The following is a 16524-nucleotide window of genomic DNA, read 5'->3' as shown; positions in this document are numbered from 1 at the left end:
GTTGGCAGGTTAAACGGCCCTGTCAGCCGAACTGCTTCTGCTGTTGCTGCTGCTTGGCAACCAGTTCGGAAGCGGCGATATAGGCCTCCTGGAACTCATCGCTCTCCAGCCAGGCCATGGTGGCCTCTTCGTCAGCGCCGTCCAGCCATTTGCGGTAGGCGTTGAACACCAGCACGATGTAGTCGGTGGCGTGCTCTTCCTTGTGCCCCTTGAGTACCAGGGCCAGTAGCGGGTCCACCAGGAACACCGAGATCATCGGTACCAGGCCGCCCTCCTGGGCTTCCTTCATCTTGTTGAACATCGCGTCGTAGCTGCCCGACTCCATGGCCTTGTTGTACACCTGCTCGACGCTGGCGCTGTCGCCGGCACTGGCCTTGACCGCCTGGCCGCTGCGCACCATGCGGTTCTGCTTGGCCTTGCTGGCGGCGCGTTTGGCGCGTTTCTGTTGCTTGGTAGGGGTGGCCATGGGGTGAATCCTTGGGGTGTTCGGAAATTGCGCGTATTGAAGCGCAGCTGCCTCGGCGTTTCAACTCGCCAGCGGGGCGGACTCATCCTCTTCGAACCCGTGCGATGCCCTGCCGACCAGTAGCTCATCCGGCGCATGGGCCACACTATGGTCCTTGCCCGGGTAGTCCAGTGAGTGCAGGAAGTGGCGGATGCAGTTGAGCCGCGCACGCTTCTTGTCATCGGACTTGATCACTGTCCACGGCGCATCGGCAGTGTCGGTATGGAAGAACATCGCCTCCTTGGCGGCGGTGTAGTCTTCCCACTTGTCCAGCGACTTGATGTCGATAGGTGACAGCTTCCAGTGCTTGAGCGGGTCGTCGCGGCGCGAGATGAAGCGGCGCAGCTGCTCTTCGCGGTTCACCGAAAACCAGTACTTGAACAGCAGGATGCCGCTGTTGCACAGCATGCGCTCAAGGTCCGGCGCCTGGCGCATGAATTCCAGGTACTGCAGTGGCGTGCAGAACTCCATCACCTTCTCTACCCCGGCGCGGTTGTACCAGGAGCGGTCGAAGAACACCATTTCACCCGCCGTGGGCAGGTGCTGGATATAGCGCTGGAAATACCACTGGCCCTGCTCCTGCTCGGAAGGCTTCTCGAGCGCAACGATTCGAGCGCCACGTGGGTTGAGGTGCTCCATGAAGCGCTTGATGGTGCCGCCCTTGCCGGCGGCATCGCGCCCCTCGAACAGAATCACCACACGTTGGCCGGTGTCCTTTACCCAGCTCTGCACCTTCAGCAGCTCTATCTGTAGCGCGTGCTTGGCCTTCTCGTAGTCCTGGCGGCGCAGCCGGGTGCGGTAGGGGTAGCTGGCCGGCAGGCGCGCCGAGGTGCTGTCTTCATTGCTGCCCCTGGGGGCGGTAGCCACTTCCAGCGCTGCGGGTTGCTGGCTGATGCGGGTGATCGTCGGTTCCGGCTTGCGCTGGCGTGGGCGGCGCGTGCGGACTGGGGTGACGGCAGGTTCGCCGGGGGCGGGGAGCAGTAGGGGGGATTCTTCGCTCATGGGGTCCTTGCTAGTCGATTCGGATGTCCATCCAGCACCTTAAATTGTGGCGAGTGATGGCCATTTGATGCTGGTCAACTGGGTGCCTATAAACAGTTTGAAACAGCTACCAATTGGCTGTAGTGTGAACTACGGTTTACATTCCTCCCATGCATACATTAATTCAAACCGACACCTACCGAACGTGGTTCGCTGCTTTGCGGGACCCGCGTGCGAAAGCACGCATAACTGTCCGGTTACGACGGGTGGGTCTTGGAGTGATGGGTGACTGTAGGCCGGTTGCTGAAGGGGTATCCGAGCTTCGGATCGACTATGGTCCGGGCTATCGGGTGTATTTCGTTCGACGAGGTTATGAAGTGATCATCCTCCTGGCGGGTGGCGATAAGGCTAGTCAGGCCAGGGATATCAAATCGGCTCTCAAGCTGGCTCGCGACCTCTAGGAGGCCATCATGAAAAATATCAAATTGACCAAATGGGATGCTGTGGACCATTTGAAGACAGAGGAGGACATGGTCTTGTACCTCGAAGCCTGTCTGGAGGAAAACGACCCTGCACTGCTTGCTGCTGCCTTGGGTGATATCGCTCGTGCTCGTGGTATGGCTCAACTGGCGCGCGATACCGGGCTCACGCGGGAGGGGTTGTACAAGGCGCTGTCTGCTGAAGGTAACCCCAGCTTGGCGACCATCATGAAAGTGATGGCGGCGCTTGGGGTGAGGCTTCATGCCGAGGTGCTACCACCCACTGCAGGGTAACGTCCGGATTGAATTTGGTAGCTAAGTCAGTTGGCTGCCAAGCCTGCAGCAAAAATCACAGGCAACAAAAAACCCGCACTAGGCGGGTTTCTTGTTGTCGCTTCGGGTAACTTTGCAACCACCAGAAGCTTGAAGGTGGTGCCCAGAGACGGAGTCGAACCGCCGACACGAGGATTTTCAATCCTCTGCTCTACCGACTGAGCTATCTGGGCGACGAGGTGAATTAAATAGATTTCCGGACCGCTCGTCAACGACTTTTTGAAAAAATTTTAAATTAATTCCGTCGCTTACGATTTTTGGGGTCATTCGGCCGGTGGAACGTAGCCTTCGGCCTGGGCGTATTCTTCGCCGGCGAAAAACTTGTCCATCTCGGCCTGGAGGAATTTGCGGTCCTCGGCGTTCATCATGTTCAGGCGCTTTTCGTTGATCAGCATGGTCTGGTGCTTCTGCCAGTCAGCCCAGGCTTTCTGCGAGATGTGTTCGAAGATGTCCTGGCCCTTGGCGCCTGGGTAGGGCGGGCGTTCCAGGCCTGGGAGTTCTTCTTGGTACTTGCGGCACATCACGGTGCGGGTCATCGGGCGTCTCCTGCAATCAGTTCGTCGGCCGCGCGTTCAAGCAGCTTTTTCACCGGGGCGGCAAGGCCCAGGCGCGGCGGGGTGGCGAGGTTATACCAGAGCCAGTCGGCCTCGGCCATGTGCTCGCCGACCGGGTCGACGCGCACCAGCCAGGGCTCGATCGCCAGCTGGAAGTGGCTGAAGGTGTGGGTCAGGCCATCCATGGCGTGGCTGCCAGCCAGGCGCAGGCCGTGCTGATAGGCCAGGTCTTCGAGTTGGGCAATGTCATCCAGCTCCGGCAGGCTCCACAAACCACCCCACAGGCCGCTGGAAGGGCGGCGATACAGCAGGATGGCGCCTTCGGGGTTGGTCAGCAGAGGCATCAGGGTGCGCCGTTGCGGCAGCGCTTTGCGCGGCTTGGGCTCGGGGTAGCGGGTTTCTTCACCGTGCAGGTGCGCTTCGCAGCCGCGCTGCAGCGGGCAGATCAGGCAGCTGGGCTTGCTGCGCGTGCACAGCGTGGCGCCCATGTCCATCATCGCCTGGGTGTAGTGGCTGGCGCGCAATTGTGGGGTGAAGCGCTCGGCGGTGGCCCACAGCTGGTTGGCCACCTTGGGCTCGCCGGGGTAGCCCGCCTGGGCGCTGTAGCGGGCCAGCACGCGCTTGACGTTGCCGTCGAGGATCGGCGCGCGGATGCCCATGCTGATGCTGGCGATGGCACCTGCCGTGGAGCGGCCGATGCCGGGCAGCTCGGTAAGCTGCTCGACACTGCGCGGGAATTCGCCGCCATGTTGCTCGACGACGATCTTCGCGGCCTTTTGCAGGTTGCGGGCACGGGTGTAGTAGCCCAGCCCGGTCCACAGGTGCAGCACTTCGTCCTCCGGCGCCTCGGCCAGGGCCTGCACGGTCGGCAGGGCCTGCATGAAGCGGTCGAAGTAGTTGAGCACGGTGCTGACCTGGGTCTGCTGCAGCATGATTTCTGACACCCATACCCGGTACGGGGTGATGCCCTGTTGCCAGGGCAGGTCGTGCCGGCCGTGCTCGTCATACCAATCCAGCACAGCGCTGGAGAACTGCTCGGGGCTCATCGCTTGAACAGCCCCTTGAGCGCGTCTTTCACTTCCGGGCTCACTTTGTCTCCAAGTTTTTCTTCAAGCTTTTCGTCGATCTTGTCTTGCAGGCGGTTGCCGGCCAGCTTGGCCGCCACCTTGCCCAGGCCGTTCTGGTCCAGGCGGCAGGCCTTGGCGCCAAGTTCCAGCGGGCCGCGGCAGCGCAGCGGCACTTCAACGCCAACATACCGTTCGTTGACCTGGCAGGCAGGGTCCGGCATGGCGCGCTGGTCGCCTTCGACGATCACACCCACGTTGTAGTCCATGCCCAGCACGCGCAGGTCGAGGTCGCCATGGCCGTTGACGGTCAGGCCTGGGATGCGGGCCTTGAGGTCCGGGTTGCTGGCGACGCCATTGCGTACCACGAGGCTGCCGCGCAGCTCCTGGAACGGGGTGTCCTTGCCGCGTGGTTCGCCGCTCAGGGTTTTGCGGTTGAGGGTGGCGATGGCCTGGCACAGCTGCTGTTCCAGGTTGGCATTGACCAGCACACCGTCGTTGATGGTGAAGTTTGCGCTGCCGTTCAGGGTGTCGACCAGTGCCTTCTGGCTGTTACCGGTGGCCGTCAGATCACTGGTCAGGGTCAGCAGGCCCTTGACCGGTGGCGTCTGCTCCTTGCTTTCGGTCTTGATGAAGTGCTCCACCGGCACCCGTTGGATGTTGGTGTTCACGCCCAGTTGTGGCACGGCAGGGCGCACGTCGACCGTGCCCTTGGCTTCGAAGGTGCCGTTGTACAGTTCGCCGCGCAGGGTTTGCAGGGTCAACAGGCCAGCTTGGCCAATGGCCTTGAGCTGGGCGTCTTCGATCGGCAACTTGTCCAGGGTCAACGAACCGAAGGCCAGGTCGGCCTGCAGGTCGAGGGCGCGCAGGCGGTCCACCGGCAGCAGTTTGTCGTCGCTCCAGGCCACCTGAGTTGGGGCATTGGGCAGTGGCGTGGTGCCGGCACCGGCCACGGCGCTGGCTTCCTGTTGCTTCACCTCGGCCTGGCGCGCAGCGGTGGCGCCCTTGGCTTCTTCGCTCTTGGCCGGCAGGTAGCGGTCGGCGTTGAAGGTGTCGCCTTTGAGCTGCAGGCGCAGGGCCTGCTTGGCGAAGTCTTCGACGGCCACGCGGCCGCTGAAGGTGCTGTCGTCCAGCTTCACCGCCAGGTCTTCCAGGGCCAGGCTGTTGGGCGTGCCCTGCAGGCGAGTCACCAGCTCCAGCTTGGCGAAGGCGGCCGGGTCGTTGGTGGCCGGCAGTGGGCGGCCGATGCTGTCGAGGAAGGTGCGCAGGTTGAACTGGGCGATGGACAGACCGCCGCTCAGCTGGGGTGCCTTGTCCAGGTCACGCAGGTTCAGCTCACCGAGGGCGCGCAGCTGGTTGGCGGAGACTTTCAGGCCGTTCCACGAAGCCACATTGGCAGCCAGGTCTACCAGCAGTTGGCCTTGGGCGGCAAAGGTCACGGTCTTGCCACCAGTGGGTTCACCCGAGGTTTCGCCCGACAGGCGCATGTCTTCGAAGTTGTAGCGCTTGAGCTTGCGGTCGAAGCGCAGTTCGCCGGCCAGCTCGGTGCGGGCCTTGATGCTCGGTTGGCTGGCGCTGATGAAGGCGCTGGCCTTGAGCGGAATGTTGGCGCCTTCATGGACCGGGCCGGTGCTCAGCTGGATGCTTTCGGCGCTATAGCTTTGGCCGGTCTTGGCATCGGTGTACTGCACGCGGGCGTTGTTCACGGTCAGGCTGTCGATGTCCAGCTTGACGGCGCGGTCGTTGTTGTCGGCGGTCGTGGGCTTCTGCTCGGCAGGTGGCTGCGCGGGTGCACCGGCGGTTGTGCCGTTTTGCGCAGGCAGCGGCTTGCCGATGTCTTCCCAGTTGCCATGGCCCTGTTCGTCACGCGCCAGGGTCAGGTTCAGGCCTTCGACGCGTACATCGCTCATTTGCACTTCGCGGCGCAGCAATGGCAGTACACGGACCGAAAGGCCGAGCATCTGCAGGTCGGCGAACGGTTCCTTGGGTTTGGCCAAGGTGGCGATGCTGGCTTCGTGCAGCTCCAAGCCCAGCCATGGGAACAGGCTCCAGCCGATATCGCCGTTGAGGGTCAGCTCCACGTGAGCCTTGTCGCGTGCCAGCTGGCGAATCTCGTCTTTGTAGTCGTTGGGATCAAAGAGGTGGGTCAGGGCGAAGCCCAGCGCCACGATGATCAGCAGCAACCCGAGAAGCCCCAGTCCCAGGATTTTGCCGAACGCTTTCATGGGCGAGTCCTTGTAGTCCGTTAGTGAAATTCAGGCGGCAGAGTATAACGCCGCGAGGGTTGTCCCTGCGTATTCGACCAGAGATACAGGGCATATCCTACGTTTTCAGCAGATGGTACGGCTTTCGGCGGGCAGATGTTCGCCTGTGCCGGCCTCTTCGCGGGTTTACCCGCGAAGAGGCTGGCACAGGAAAGAGGACCGTTTCAGCCAAGCAATAAATCACGATATCAGATTGCTTTCACGCTACTTGGCTCTGCTAACCTTGCGCCGCTTTGCGAGCACCCTCCCTATAACAAGGATCAGATCCATGACCAGTACCGTCGCGACGGGCTCCTCGGCCAGTGCGCCAGGCTTCCTGTCGAAGGAGCGCATCATCGCCCGCCCGGGCTTCAACCGCTGGCTGGTGCCACCCGCCGCCCTGGCCATTCACTTGTGCATCGGCATGGCCTATGGCTTCTCGGTGTTCTGGTTGCCTTTGTCGCAAGCCCTCGGCATCACCGCCCCCGTTGCCTGTGCCGCAGACATGAGCTTCATGGCCCGGATGTTCAGCGCCGAATGCGACTGGCCGATCTCGATGCTGAGCTGGATCTACACCCTGTTCTTCGTCTTTCTCGGCTGCTCGGCTGCGGTGCTGGGCGGTTGGCTGGAGCATGCCGGCCCGCGCAAGGCAGGCCTGGTTTCGGCCCTGTGCTGGTGTGGCGGCATGCTGCTTTCGGCAATCGGCGTGAAAACCCACCAGCTATGGCTGATGTGGCTGGGCTCCGGCGTGATTGGCGGTATCGGCCTGGGATTGGGCTATATCTCGCCAGTGTCGACCCTGATCAAGTGGTTCCCGGACAAGCGCGGCATGGCCACCGGCATGGCGATCATGGGCTTTGGCGGCGGGGCCATGGTGGGTGCACCGCTGGCCACCGCGCTGATGGGGCATTTTGGCAACGAGCATGAAGTTGGCGTGTGGCAGAGCTTCGTCGCCATGGCGGCGATCTACTTCGTGTTCATGACTGCCGGCGCTCTGGCATATCGTGTCCCGCCGACCGGCTGGAAGCCTGAAGGCTGGACGGCCCCGGTGAAAAAGGCCGGCAACGCCATGGTCACCGACCGTCACGTGCACGTCAGCGTGGCCTGGAAGACGCCTCAGTTTGCGCTGATCTGGCTGGTGTTGTGCCTGAACGTGTCGGCAGGCATCGGCATTCTTGGCATGGCTTCGCCGCTGCTGCAGGAGGTGTTCGCCGGCAAGCTGCTGGGCAACGAACTGACCTTCAGCCAGCTGAACACTGCCCAGCTGGCGCAGATTGCCGCGATCGCTGCCGGTTTTACTGGCTTGCTGAGCCTGTTCAACATTGGCGGGCGGTTCTTCTGGGCGTCGTTCTCCGACTACATCGGCCGCAAGAACACCTACTTCGCTTTCTTCGCCTTGGGCGTTGGCCTTTACAGCCTGGTGCCGAACATGGGGCACTTGGGTAACGTGGCGCTGTTCGTGGCCGCGTTCTGCATCATCCTGTCGATGTATGGTGGCGGCTTCGCGACCGTGCCGGCGTACCTGGCTGACCTCTTCGGTACGCAGATGGTCGGCGCCATTCATGGTCGTCTGCTGACGGCCTGGGCGGCGGCGGGGGTGCTGGGGCCGGTGTTGATCACTTATCTGCGTGAGTCTCAGTTGGCCGCGGGTGTGGAGCGGGCAGCGGCTTACGACATGACCTTGTACATCCTCGCTGGCCTGCTTGTGCTGGGCTTTATCTGCAACATGCTGGTACGCCCGGTGGCCGACAAGCATTTCATGAGCGATGCAGAGCTGGCCGCCGAGCGGGCGTTGAGCCAGGACAAGGGCGCCGACAGTGCACGCTCGCTGGAGTGGAAAGCGGCGCCGGGCAGCCTGCCACTGGTGCTGCTGGCCTGGGCTGTGGTGGTCGTGCCGTTGGCCTGGGGGGTGTGGGTAACCTTGCAGAAGACAGCTGTGCTGTTCCACTGAGCCGCTCCTTTGGGGTTGCAAGGCAGCCCCAATTACCTGGTTGTATAGACCTGTAGCGGCATCTAGCCCGCGTAATTCCTCGCTTTGCCATATGTCATCCGCGTTTCAAGCTGGCGCGTTCTGGGCCTATAATGGAGCCCTTTTCGCCCAATGATTTTGCGGAGCTGGTGATGGTCGAACGTAAGGCTTCCGTCGAGCGCAATACCCTGGAAACCCAGGTCAAGTGCTCGATCAACCTCGATGGCAGTGGCAAGGCCCGATTCGATATCGGTGTGCCTTTCCTTGAACACATGCTGGACCAGATCGCCCGCCATGGGCTGATCGATCTGGATATCGAGTGCAAGGGTGATACGCATATCGACGATCACCATACCGTCGAAGACGTTGGCATTACCCTGGGCATGGCATTCGCCCAGGCCATCGGTGACAAGAAAGGCATCTTCCGCTACGGCCATGCCTACGTGCCGCTGGACGAAGCGCTGTCGCGCGTGGTCATCGACTTTTCTGGCCGCCCAGGCCTGCAGATGCACGTGCCGTACACCCGCGCCAGCGTTGGTGGCTTCGATGTCGACCTGTTCCAGGAGTTTTTCCAGGGCTTCGTCAACCATGCCTTGGTCACCCTGCACATCGACAACCTGCGTGGCCACAACACCCACCACCAGATCGAAACCGTGTTCAAGGCTTTCGGCCGCGCTCTGCGCATGGCCATTACCCTCGACGAGCGCATGGCCGGGCAAATGCCTTCCACCAAAGGGTGCCTGTAAATGCAGACGGTAGCCGTAATCGACTATGGCATGGGCAACCTGCACTCGGTGGCCAAGGCGCTTGAGCACGTAGGTGCCGGTAAGGTGTTGGTCACCAGCGATGCCGCAGTGATCCGCGAGGCCGACCGCGTGGTGTTCCCAGGTGTGGGTGCGATTCGCGACTGCATGGCCGAAATCCGCCGCCTGGGCTTCGACAGCCTGGTGCGTGAAGTCAGCCAGGACCGCCCGTTCCTCGGTATCTGCGTCGGTATGCAGGCGCTACTCGAACACAGCGAAGAAAACACCGGTGTCGATTGCATCGGTCTGTTTCCCGGCCAGGTGCGTTTCTTCGGCAAAGACCTGCAAGAAGACGGCGAGCACCTGAAGGTGCCGCACATGGGCTGGAACGAAGTTGCCCAGACCATCGACCACCCGCTGTGGCACGACATCCCCGACCGCGCACGTTTCTACTTCGTGCACAGCTACTACATCAATGCCGGCAAGGCGGGCCAGGTGGTCGGTCGCGGCCACTATGGCGTCGATTTCGCCGCCGCGCTGGCTGATGGCTCGCGCTTTGCCGTGCAGTTCCACCCGGAGAAGAGCCATACCCATGGCCTGCAGTTGCTGCAGAACTTCGTCGCCTGGGACGGGCGCTGGTAAATGAGCAGGTCGAAGACCAAGGCCCCGATCATGACCCTGGCCCCCGAGCAGGAGCGCGATGCGCTCGACACGCTCAAGCGCTTCCTTGAAGACCGCTTCGAGCTGCAGCTGGGGTCGTTCGAGGTGGCCGAAGTCCTCGAGCTGTTCAGCAAGGAAATTGCACCCCATTACTACAACAGGGCGATTGCCGATGTTCAGCTGCACCTCAAGGAGCGGTTCGAGAGCATCGAAAGCGACCTGTGGGCACTCGAGAAGCCCTGAAACCCAACAAATAGACAGGTTCCCAAGATGCTGATTATCCCCGCTATCGATCTGAAGGACGGTGCCTGCGTGCGCCTGCGCCAGGGCCGCATGGAAGACTCCACGGTATTTTCCGACGACCCGGTGAGCATGGCCGCCAAGTGGGTCGAGGGTGGCTGCCGCCGCCTGCACCTGGTCGACCTCAACGGCGCTTTCGAAGGCCAACCGGTCAACGGTGAAGTGGTTACCGCCATCGCCAAACGTTACCCGACTCTGCCGATCCAGATCGGCGGCGGTATCCGTTCGCTGGAAACCATCGAGCACTACGTCAAGGCTGGCGTCAGCTACGTGATCATCGGCACCAAGGCGGTCAAGCAGCCCAAGTTCGTCGCCGAAGCGTGCAAGGCCTTCCCAGGCAAGGTCATCGTTGGCCTGGATGCCAAGGACGGCTTCGTCGCCACCGACGGCTGGGCCGAAGTCAGCTCGGTGCAGGTCATCGACCTGGCCAAGCGTTTCGAGGCCGATGGCGTCTCGGCGATCGTCTACACCGACATCGCCAAGGACGGCATGATGCAGGGCTGCAACGTGCCGTTCACCAAGGCGCTGGCCGAAGCCACCCGCATTCCGGTGATCGCGTCTGGCGGCATTCACAACCTGGGCGACATCAAGGCCCTGCTCGACGCCAAGGCGCCAGGCATTGTCGGCGCCATCACAGGCCGTGCCATCTACGAAGGCACGCTCGATGTCGCCGAGGCCCAGGCCTTCTGCGACAACTACCAAGGCTGAGGACTGAACCATGGCACTGGCCAAGCGCATCATCCCTTGCCTGGACGTGGACAACGGCCGGGTGGTCAAGGGCGTCAAGTTCGAGAACATCCGTGATGCCGGCGACCCGGTGGAAATCGCCCGTCGGTACAACGAGCAGGGTGCCGACGAAATCACTTTCCTCGACATCACCGCCAGCGTCGATGGCCGCGACACTACCCTGCATACCGTCGAGCGCATGGCCAGCCAGGTGTTCATCCCGCTGACCGTGGGCGGTGGCGTGCGTACCGTGCAGGACATCCGTAACCTGCTCAACGCCGGTGCCGACAAGGTTTCGATCAACACGGCTGCGGTGTTCAACCCGGAGTTCGTGGGCGAGGCTGCGGACCGTTTCGGTTCGCAGTGCATCGTTGTCGCCATCGATGCCAAGAAAGTGTCCGGGCCGGGTGAAACGCCGCGCTGGGAGATTTTCACCCACGGTGGGCGCAAGCCGACTGGCCTGGATGCAGTGGAGTGGGCGAAGAAGATGGAAGGCCTGGGTGCAGGCGAGATTCTGCTCACCAGCATGGACCAGGACGGCATGAAGAACGGCTTCGACCTGGGCGTTACCCGTGCCATCAGTGATGCGCTGGGTATTCCGGTGATTGCCTCGGGTGGTGTGGGCAACCTGCAGCACCTGGCTGACGGTATTCTGGAAGGGCATGCCAGCGCGGTGCTGGCGGCCAGTATCTTCCACTTTGGCGAGTACACGGTACCGGAAGCCAAGGCCTACATGGCTTCGCGCGGGATCGTCGTTCGCTGACAGATCGCTGGGAGGGCTTTGCCCTCCTATCGCGACACAAGGCCGCTCCTACAGGGTAATGCGTATCTCTGTAGGAGCGGCCTTGTGTCGCGATGGGCCGCAAAGCGGCCCCAATTGCATCACCCGTGATTCTTGCCGAGCAACGCGTGATAAAGCTCGGTATCCCCAAGAATCCCCACCACCCTGTCGTTATCCTGCAGCACCAGCTTGTTGCCAGTCTGATAACGAATCTGCAGCGCCTCGCGCATGCCGATGTCGGCGTGCACCACGGTCGGTCTGCGCTCCAGCAGCTCCACATCCTGCCCCGGTGCCCAGTTCTGCATGTCCAGCCCGTTCTGGCCCTGGCGAGCACGCTTGAGCGCGCCGCCTTCGCCCAGGTCCAGCCACGAATCGATACCGGGGTCCAGGCACACCGAACCGTTGACCCGCTTGCAGTTGTCCAGGCTGCGCATCAGGCTGCGGCCGCACAGCACGTTCAGCGGGTTGGTGTGGGCGACGAAGGTGCGCACGTATTCGTCGGCCGGGTTGAGCACGATTTCTTCCGGCTTGCTGTACTGGATGATCCGCCCGTCCTTCATGATCGCAATACGGGTACCCAGCTTCAGTGCCTCGTCCAGGTCATGGCTGACGAACACGATGGTCTTGCTCAGCTTGGCCTGCAGGCCCAGCAGTTCGTCCTGCAGGCCCTGGCGGATCAGCGGGTCGAGGGCCGAGAACGGTTCGTCCATCAACAGGATGTCGGCATCCATGGCCAGTGCACGGGCCAGGCCCACGCGCTGCTGCATGCCGCCTGAAAGCTCGTCCGGCTTCTTGTTGCGCCATTGGGTCAGGCCCACCAGCTCAAGCTTCTCGTCGACCAGCTTGCGCCGTTCCTTTTCCGGGCGGCCCTGCATTTCCAAACCAAAGCTGATGTTCTCGCGCACCGTCAGCCAGGGCATCAGGGCGAACTTCTGGAACACCATGGCAATGCGCTTGGTGCGCATCATCTTCAGCTCGGCCGGGGAGCAGTGGGCAATGTCGATGTGCTTGCCTTCGTGCTCGACGAACAGCTTGCCACGGCTGACGGTGTTGAGGCCGTTGATGCAGCGCAGCAGGCTCGACTTGCCCGAGCCGGACAGGCCCATCAGCACGCAGATCTCGCCCTTGTTGATATCCAGGTTGGCCTTCTCGACGCCAACCACCAGGCCGGTCTGCTTGAGGATCTGCTCGCGGGTCTTGCCTTGGTCCAGCAGCGACAGCGCTTCGCGTGGCTTGTTGGAGAAAATGACGTCGACGTCTTCGAAACGAATGATGCTCATGCCTCACCCCTTACCGGCAGTTCCGGTTGCTTGCAGATACGGTCGAGCATGATCGCCAGCAGCACGATCGCCAGGCCCGCTTCGAAGCCCAGGGAGATATCGGCGGTGTTCAGTGCGTTGACCACAGGTTTGCCCAGGCCGTCAGCGCCGACCAGGGCGGCAATCACCACCATCGACAGCGACAGCATGATGCACTGGGTGACGCCGGCGGCGATGCTGGGCATCGCATGCGGCAGTTCGATACGGGTAAGCAGTTGGCGACGCGAGCAGCCAAAGGCCTTGCCGGCGTCCATCAGCTCTTGCGGCACGTCGCAGATGCCCAGGTAAGTCAGGCGAATAGGCGCGGCAATGGCGAATACCACGGTGGAGATCAGCCCCGGCACCACGCCCAGGCCGAACAGGGTCAGGGTTGGGATCAGGTAGACGAAGGTGGGCACCGTTTGCATCAGGTCGAGCACCGGCCGCATGGCGGTGTAGAACATCGGTTTGTGCGCGGCGAGGATGCCCAGCGGCACGCCGATTACCACGCACACCACCGTGGCGAAGGTGACCTGGGCCAGGGTTTCCATGGTTTCCTGCCAGTAGCCCAGGTTGAGGATCAACAGGAACGACAGGGCAACGAACACGGTCAGCGCCCATTTGCGCTGGATCAAGTGCGCCAGGGCGGCGAACAGGGCAATGAGAACGAACGGGTTGAACCAGGTCAGGGCGCTGGTGACGCCATGGATCATGAACTCCAGGCCTTGCGCGATGACGTCGAAGTAATTCGCGCCGTTCTGGGTCAGCCACTCGACGAACGACGCGATGTACTGGCCCAGGGGTATTTTCTGATCGATAAGCATGATAGCGAGCTTCCACCTGCATAGATTGAAATCAACCCGGGGCAGGCACGGTCCTGCCCCGAGGTAGCGCTATTGCGTGGTTCGTTATTGCGTGAGCTTGGCCTTGGCCGCCTCCAGGCCAGGTTTGCCATCCACGGTGGTCACGCCGGCCAGCCAGGCATCCAGCTTGCCTGGGTTGTCCTTGATCCATTTCTTGGCGGCGGCTTCGGGTTTCATCTTGTCGTCCAGGACATAGCCCATCATGGTGCTTTCATCCTTGAGCTCGAACGACAGGTTCTTCAACAGCTGGCCAACGTTGCTGCATTCCTGCGCGTAGCCCTTGCGGGTGTTGGTCAGCACGGTGGCCTTGCCGAAGTCGGGGCCGAAGAATTCGTCCCCGCCGGTCAGGTACTGCATCTTGAAGCGGGTGTTCATCGGGTGCGGTTCCCAGCCCAGGAACACCAGCGCTTCGCCACGCTTCTGCGCGCGGTCGACCTGCGACAGCATGCCGGCCTCGCTCGATTGCACGATCTTGAAACCGGCGTCCTTCAGGCCGAAGGCGTTCTTGTCGATCATGCTCTGGATGGTGCGGTTGCCATCGTTGCCGGGTTCTATGCCGTAGATCTTGCTATCGAGTTCTTTCTTGAACTTGGGAATATCGCTGAAATCCTTCAGGCCCTTGTCATACAGCGCCTGGGGCACGGCCAAGGTGTACTTGGCGTTTTCCAGGTTGGCGCGCACGGTTTCCACCGTGCCGGCGTCGCGGTACTGCTTGATGTCGTTTTCCATGGTCGGCATCCAGTTGCCGAGAAACACGTCCAGGTCCTTGCCGGTGGCCAGCGACTTGTAGGTCACCGGTACCGAGATCATGGTGGTGTGGGTTTTGTAACCCAGGGCTTCGAGCACAACGCTGGTGGTCGCGGTCGTGACTGTGATGTCGGTCCAGCCGACATCGGAGAAACGTACCGTCTGACACTGCTCGGGTTCGGCGGCCTGGGCCAGCAATGGCGTGGACAGCAACGCAACCAGCAACAGCGAGGGTGAACCTTTCATGGATGGACTCCTGTGATTTTGTCTTCGGGTTCGCGTGGGTCGCCGGGCTTTCTGAAGGTCCGGTCGACCAGGCCTGCAGAGGGCAGGATGCGTGGCCGTGCTTTACGAGTCGCTTTCGATAATCCTCCAGCGCCGGGCAATCGCCTACTGGTAGGGTCGTATCCAGTACGGAACGGGTCGTATCCAGTACGGGCGATGTCGCTTATGGATTTTTCCACCCCTTCGGCCGCATTTTTGCGTCACCAGGCCGCTGGAAAACGGCGTGGATAAGGCAACGAACAGCGCGGCGCTGCTGGACAAAAGTACGTCGGTTGCAGACGGCGAGGGGGGCGGTAAAAGCCCGATGATGCTGGCATTCAAGGCGGCCCGCTGTTTCAGCCTAGCAGCTGCCCCGCCCTGCGCATGGCGCGCAGAGACAAGCCCAGCAAGAGGTGATTCGACAATGGCCATCAGCGTGTTCGACCTGTTCAAGATCGGTGTCGGGCCCTCCAGCTCCCACACCGTCGGCCCCATGCGTGCTGGCGCCCTGTTCGTTCAGGGCCTGCGCGAACGCGGCGAGCTGGAGCGTGTGAAACGGATCGAGGTGCGTCTTTACGGCTCGCTGTCGGCCACCGGTATCGGTCACGGCACCGACAACGCCACCATCATGGGCCTGATGGGCGAATGGCCTGACGCCATTGACCCGACCCAGATCGTGCCGCGCATCGCCGACCTGCGCGAAACCGACACCCTGCAGCTGGACGGCCGGCTACCCATCGAATTCGTCTGGGCCCGCGACATGCTGCTGCTGGACGAGAACTTGCCATACCACCCCAACGCCATGACCCTGATTGCCGAAGGCGAGCAGGGTGAGCTGCACCGCGACACCTACTACTCGGTGGGCGGCGGTTTCGTGGTCGATGCTGCCCAGGCCGCCAGCGGCGTGCTGGATGCCGACCAGACCGTGCTGCCGTACGACTTCAACAGCGCCGCTGAACTGCTGCGCCTGTGCAAGCAAAACGACCTCAGCGTGTCGCAATTGATGATGGCCAACGAGAAGGTCTGGCGCAGCGAGCAAGAGATTCGCGCAGGCCTGCACAAGCTCTGGGAGGCCATGCAGGAATGCGTCAACAACGGCCTCAAGTACGAAGGCACGCTACCTGGCGGGCTGAATGTGCGCCGCCGCGCCGCCAAGCTGCACCGCAGCCTGCAGGAAATCGGCAAGCCCAACGTGATCGGCTCGACCATGAGCGCCATGGAGTGGGTCAACTTGTTCGCCCTGGCGGTCAACGAAGAAAACGCCGCCGGCGGGCGCATGGTCACCGCGCCTACCAATGGCGCGGCCGGGATCATTCCGGCGGTATTGCACTACTACATGCGTTTTAGCGATGAAGTGGACGAGTCGAGCGTGGTCGACTTCTTCCTCGGTGCTGCTGCGGTGGGCATCTTGTGCAAGAAGAACGCTTCGATCTCCGGTGCCGAAGTGGGGTGCCAGGGTGAAGTCGGCTCGGCCTGTGCCATGGCTGCAGCGGGCCTTGCCGAAGTGCTCGGGGCTACCCCGCCACAAGTGGAAAACGCTGCTGAAATTGCCTTGGAGCACAACCTCGGCCTGACCTGCGACCCGGTCGGCGGGCTGGTGCAGGTGCCGTGCATCGAGCGCAACGCGATTGCTGCGGTGAAGGCCATCAACGCGGTGCAGATGGCCTTGCGCGGGGACGGTGAGCACTTCATTTCTCTCGACCAGGTAATCCGCACCATGCGCGATACCGGGGCCGACATGCACGACAAGTACAAAGAAACCTCGCGCGGTGGCCTGGCTGTCAGTGCTATCGAATGCTAATGGTTTGATCCCCCCTCAAGGGCCTCTTCGCGGTTTTACCCGCGAAGAGGCCCTTGAGGTTGATGCAGGTGCAGCACAATCACCAATGCCTCTTTATGGTGCGCACGACGCCTACCGATCGTCGGGTGTCGTTATCAGTACTCGTGTTGTCGGTGACACTCAAGAGTGTCGTTTCTGGGCAACCTACACTGCGCGTGTCACCAAATTGCTCAG

General features: G+C 61.9%; 17 protein-coding genes and 1 tRNA gene. 9 read left to right on the top strand and 9 right to left on the bottom strand.

Annotated features, from left to right (window positions below; all coding sequences use genetic code 11):
• Positions 1-22 precede the first annotated feature (22 nt).
• Both DM807_RS05225 and ppk2 read right to left on the bottom strand, forming a co-directional pair.
• Entirely contained in the window at positions 23-466 is a 444-nt protein-coding gene (locus tag DM807_RS05225; protein WP_012270086.1) for a hypothetical protein, read from the bottom strand.
• Between the two features lie 60 nt (positions 467-526).
• Complete coding sequence (gene ppk2, locus DM807_RS05220; protein ID WP_060493525.1) at positions 527-1507, bottom strand: polyphosphate kinase 2; 981 nt, start codon at positions 1505-1507, stop codon at positions 527-529.
• 149 nt (positions 1508-1656) lie between these two features.
• On the opposite strand from ppk2, the gene DM807_RS05215 reads away from it, so the two are divergent.
• Both DM807_RS05215 and DM807_RS05210 read left to right on the top strand, forming a co-directional pair.
• Positions 1657-1947: a type II toxin-antitoxin system RelE/ParE family toxin gene (locus DM807_RS05215; protein WP_179027120.1), complete on the top strand. Its 291-nt coding sequence runs from the start codon at positions 1657-1659 to the stop codon at positions 1945-1947.
• 9 nt (positions 1948-1956) lie between these two features.
• Positions 1957-2259, top strand: a complete 303-nt coding sequence (locus tag DM807_RS05210; protein ID WP_060493523.1) for an addiction module antidote protein — start codon at positions 1957-1959, stop codon at positions 2257-2259.
• Between the two features lie 136 nt (positions 2260-2395).
• Here the strand turns inward: DM807_RS05210 and DM807_RS05205 are convergent.
• The 4 genes from DM807_RS05205 to DM807_RS05190 form a co-directional block, all read right to left on the bottom strand.
• Positions 2396-2471: transfer RNA gene (locus DM807_RS05205), tRNA-Phe, on the bottom strand.
• 90 nt (positions 2472-2561) lie between these two features.
• Positions 2562-2834: an oxidative damage protection protein gene (locus DM807_RS05200; protein ID WP_003255742.1), complete on the bottom strand. Its 273-nt coding sequence runs from the start codon at positions 2832-2834 to the stop codon at positions 2562-2564.
• Positions 2831-3898, bottom strand: coding sequence for an A/G-specific adenine glycosylase (gene mutY / locus DM807_RS05195; protein ID WP_179027119.1), 1068 nt, complete (start codon positions 3896-3898; stop codon positions 2831-2833). The genes DM807_RS05200 and mutY overlap by 4 nt, the downstream gene beginning before the upstream one ends.
• Positions 3895-6141 carry an AsmA family protein gene (locus DM807_RS05190; RefSeq protein ID WP_179027118.1) on the bottom strand — a complete coding sequence of 749 codons (2247 nt, stop codon included), beginning with the start codon at positions 6139-6141 and terminating at the stop codon, positions 3895-3897. The genes mutY and DM807_RS05190 overlap by 4 nt, the downstream gene beginning before the upstream one ends.
• Positions 6142-6448: 307 nt before the next feature.
• Between DM807_RS05190 and DM807_RS05185 the strand changes: the two genes are divergently transcribed.
• The 6 genes from DM807_RS05185 to hisF all read left to right on the top strand — a co-directional run bounded on the left by DM807_RS05185 (position 6449) and on the right by hisF (position 11320).
• Positions 6449-8110: an OFA family MFS transporter gene (locus tag DM807_RS05185; protein ID WP_060493521.1), complete on the top strand. Its 1662-nt coding sequence runs from the start codon at positions 6449-6451 to the stop codon at positions 8108-8110.
• Between the two features lie 170 nt (positions 8111-8280).
• Positions 8281-8874: an imidazoleglycerol-phosphate dehydratase HisB gene (gene hisB, locus DM807_RS05180; RefSeq protein ID WP_003255736.1), complete on the top strand. Its 594-nt coding sequence runs from the start codon at positions 8281-8283 to the stop codon at positions 8872-8874.
• Positions 8875-9513, top strand: a complete 639-nt coding sequence (gene hisH / locus DM807_RS05175) for an imidazole glycerol phosphate synthase subunit HisH (RefSeq protein ID WP_060494682.1) — start codon at positions 8875-8877, stop codon at positions 9511-9513.
• Complete coding sequence (locus DM807_RS05170) at positions 9514-9774, top strand: DUF2164 domain-containing protein (RefSeq protein ID WP_060494681.1); 261 nt, start codon at positions 9514-9516, stop codon at positions 9772-9774.
• Between the two features lie 27 nt (positions 9775-9801).
• On the top strand, positions 9802-10539 hold the full coding sequence (gene hisA, locus DM807_RS05165; protein ID WP_179027117.1) for a 1-(5-phosphoribosyl)-5-[(5-phosphoribosylamino)methylideneamino]imidazole-4-carboxamide isomerase: 738 nt from the start codon (positions 9802-9804) through the stop codon (positions 10537-10539).
• A gap of 10 nt (positions 10540-10549) precedes the next feature.
• Entirely contained in the window at positions 10550-11320 is a 771-nt protein-coding gene (gene hisF / locus DM807_RS05160) for an imidazole glycerol phosphate synthase subunit HisF (protein WP_008091498.1), read from the top strand.
• A 119-nt stretch (positions 11321-11439) separates the two neighbouring features.
• Here hisF and choV read toward each other — a convergent pair whose 3' ends face one another.
• The 3 genes from choV to DM807_RS05145 form a co-directional block, all read right to left on the bottom strand.
• Complete coding sequence (choV, locus tag DM807_RS05155; RefSeq protein ID WP_012270095.1) at positions 11440-12618, bottom strand: choline ABC transporter ATP-binding protein; 1179 nt, start codon at positions 12616-12618, stop codon at positions 11440-11442.
• Positions 12615-13463 carry a choline ABC transporter permease subunit gene (gene choW, locus DM807_RS05150; protein WP_179027140.1) on the bottom strand — a complete coding sequence of 283 codons (849 nt, stop codon included), beginning with the start codon at positions 13461-13463 and terminating at the stop codon, positions 12615-12617. Before choW ends, choV begins: the two co-directional genes overlap by 4 nt.
• An 81-nt stretch (positions 13464-13544) precedes the next feature.
• A complete protein-coding gene (locus DM807_RS05145; protein WP_012270097.1) occupies positions 13545-14492 on the bottom strand; it encodes a choline ABC transporter substrate-binding protein in 948 nt (315 codons plus the stop codon).
• Between the two features lie 442 nt (positions 14493-14934).
• Here DM807_RS05145 and DM807_RS05140 point away from each other — a divergent pair, with 442 nt between their 5' ends.
• A complete protein-coding gene (locus tag DM807_RS05140) occupies positions 14935-16311 on the top strand; it encodes an L-serine ammonia-lyase (protein ID WP_012270098.1) in 1377 nt (458 codons plus the stop codon).
• Positions 16312-16524: the final 213 nt, after the last annotated feature.

Origin of the sequence: Pseudomonas hunanensis (genome assembly GCF_013393325.1) — a bacterium.
GTDB lineage: Bacteria > Pseudomonadota > Gammaproteobacteria > Pseudomonadales > Pseudomonadaceae > Aquipseudomonas > Aquipseudomonas putida_P.
The sequence above is the reverse complement of the archived record's forward strand: the minus strand, read 5'-3'. Positions and strand labels throughout refer to the sequence as shown.

Excerpts from the sequence above, each read along its gene's own strand:
- DM807_RS05225 (WP_012270086.1), bottom strand. The coding sequence starts at position 466 with ATGGCCACCCCTACCAAGCAACAGAAACGCGCCAAACGCGCCGCCAGC.
- ppk2 (WP_060493525.1), bottom strand. The coding sequence starts at position 1,507 with ATGAGCGAAGAATCCCCCCTACTGCTCCCCGCCCCCGGCGAACCTGCC.
- DM807_RS05215 (WP_179027120.1), top strand. The coding sequence starts at position 1,657 with ATGCATACATTAATTCAAACCGACACCTACCGAACGTGGTTCGCTGCT.
- DM807_RS05210 (WP_060493523.1), top strand. The coding sequence starts at position 1,957 with ATGAAAAATATCAAATTGACCAAATGGGATGCTGTGGACCATTTGAAG.
- DM807_RS05200 (WP_003255742.1), bottom strand. The coding sequence starts at position 2,834 with ATGACCCGCACCGTGATGTGCCGCAAGTACCAAGAAGAACTCCCAGGC.
- mutY (WP_179027119.1), bottom strand. The coding sequence starts at position 3,898 with ATGAGCCCCGAGCAGTTCTCCAGCGCTGTGCTGGATTGGTATGACGAG.
- DM807_RS05190 (WP_179027118.1), bottom strand. The coding sequence starts at position 6,141 with ATGAAAGCGTTCGGCAAAATCCTGGGACTGGGGCTTCTCGGGTTGCTG.
- DM807_RS05185 (WP_060493521.1), top strand. The coding sequence starts at position 6,449 with ATGACCAGTACCGTCGCGACGGGCTCCTCGGCCAGTGCGCCAGGCTTC.
- hisB (WP_003255736.1), top strand. The coding sequence starts at position 8,281 with ATGGTCGAACGTAAGGCTTCCGTCGAGCGCAATACCCTGGAAACCCAG.
- hisH (WP_060494682.1), top strand. The coding sequence starts at position 8,875 with ATGCAGACGGTAGCCGTAATCGACTATGGCATGGGCAACCTGCACTCG.
- DM807_RS05170 (WP_060494681.1), top strand. The coding sequence starts at position 9,514 with ATGAGCAGGTCGAAGACCAAGGCCCCGATCATGACCCTGGCCCCCGAG.
- hisA (WP_179027117.1), top strand. The coding sequence starts at position 9,802 with ATGCTGATTATCCCCGCTATCGATCTGAAGGACGGTGCCTGCGTGCGC.
- hisF (WP_008091498.1), top strand. The coding sequence starts at position 10,550 with ATGGCACTGGCCAAGCGCATCATCCCTTGCCTGGACGTGGACAACGGC.
- choV (WP_012270095.1), bottom strand. The coding sequence starts at position 12,618 with ATGAGCATCATTCGTTTCGAAGACGTCGACGTCATTTTCTCCAACAAG.
- DM807_RS05145 (WP_012270097.1), bottom strand. The coding sequence starts at position 14,492 with ATGAAAGGTTCACCCTCGCTGTTGCTGGTTGCGTTGCTGTCCACGCCA.
- DM807_RS05140 (WP_012270098.1), top strand. The coding sequence starts at position 14,935 with ATGGCCATCAGCGTGTTCGACCTGTTCAAGATCGGTGTCGGGCCCTCC.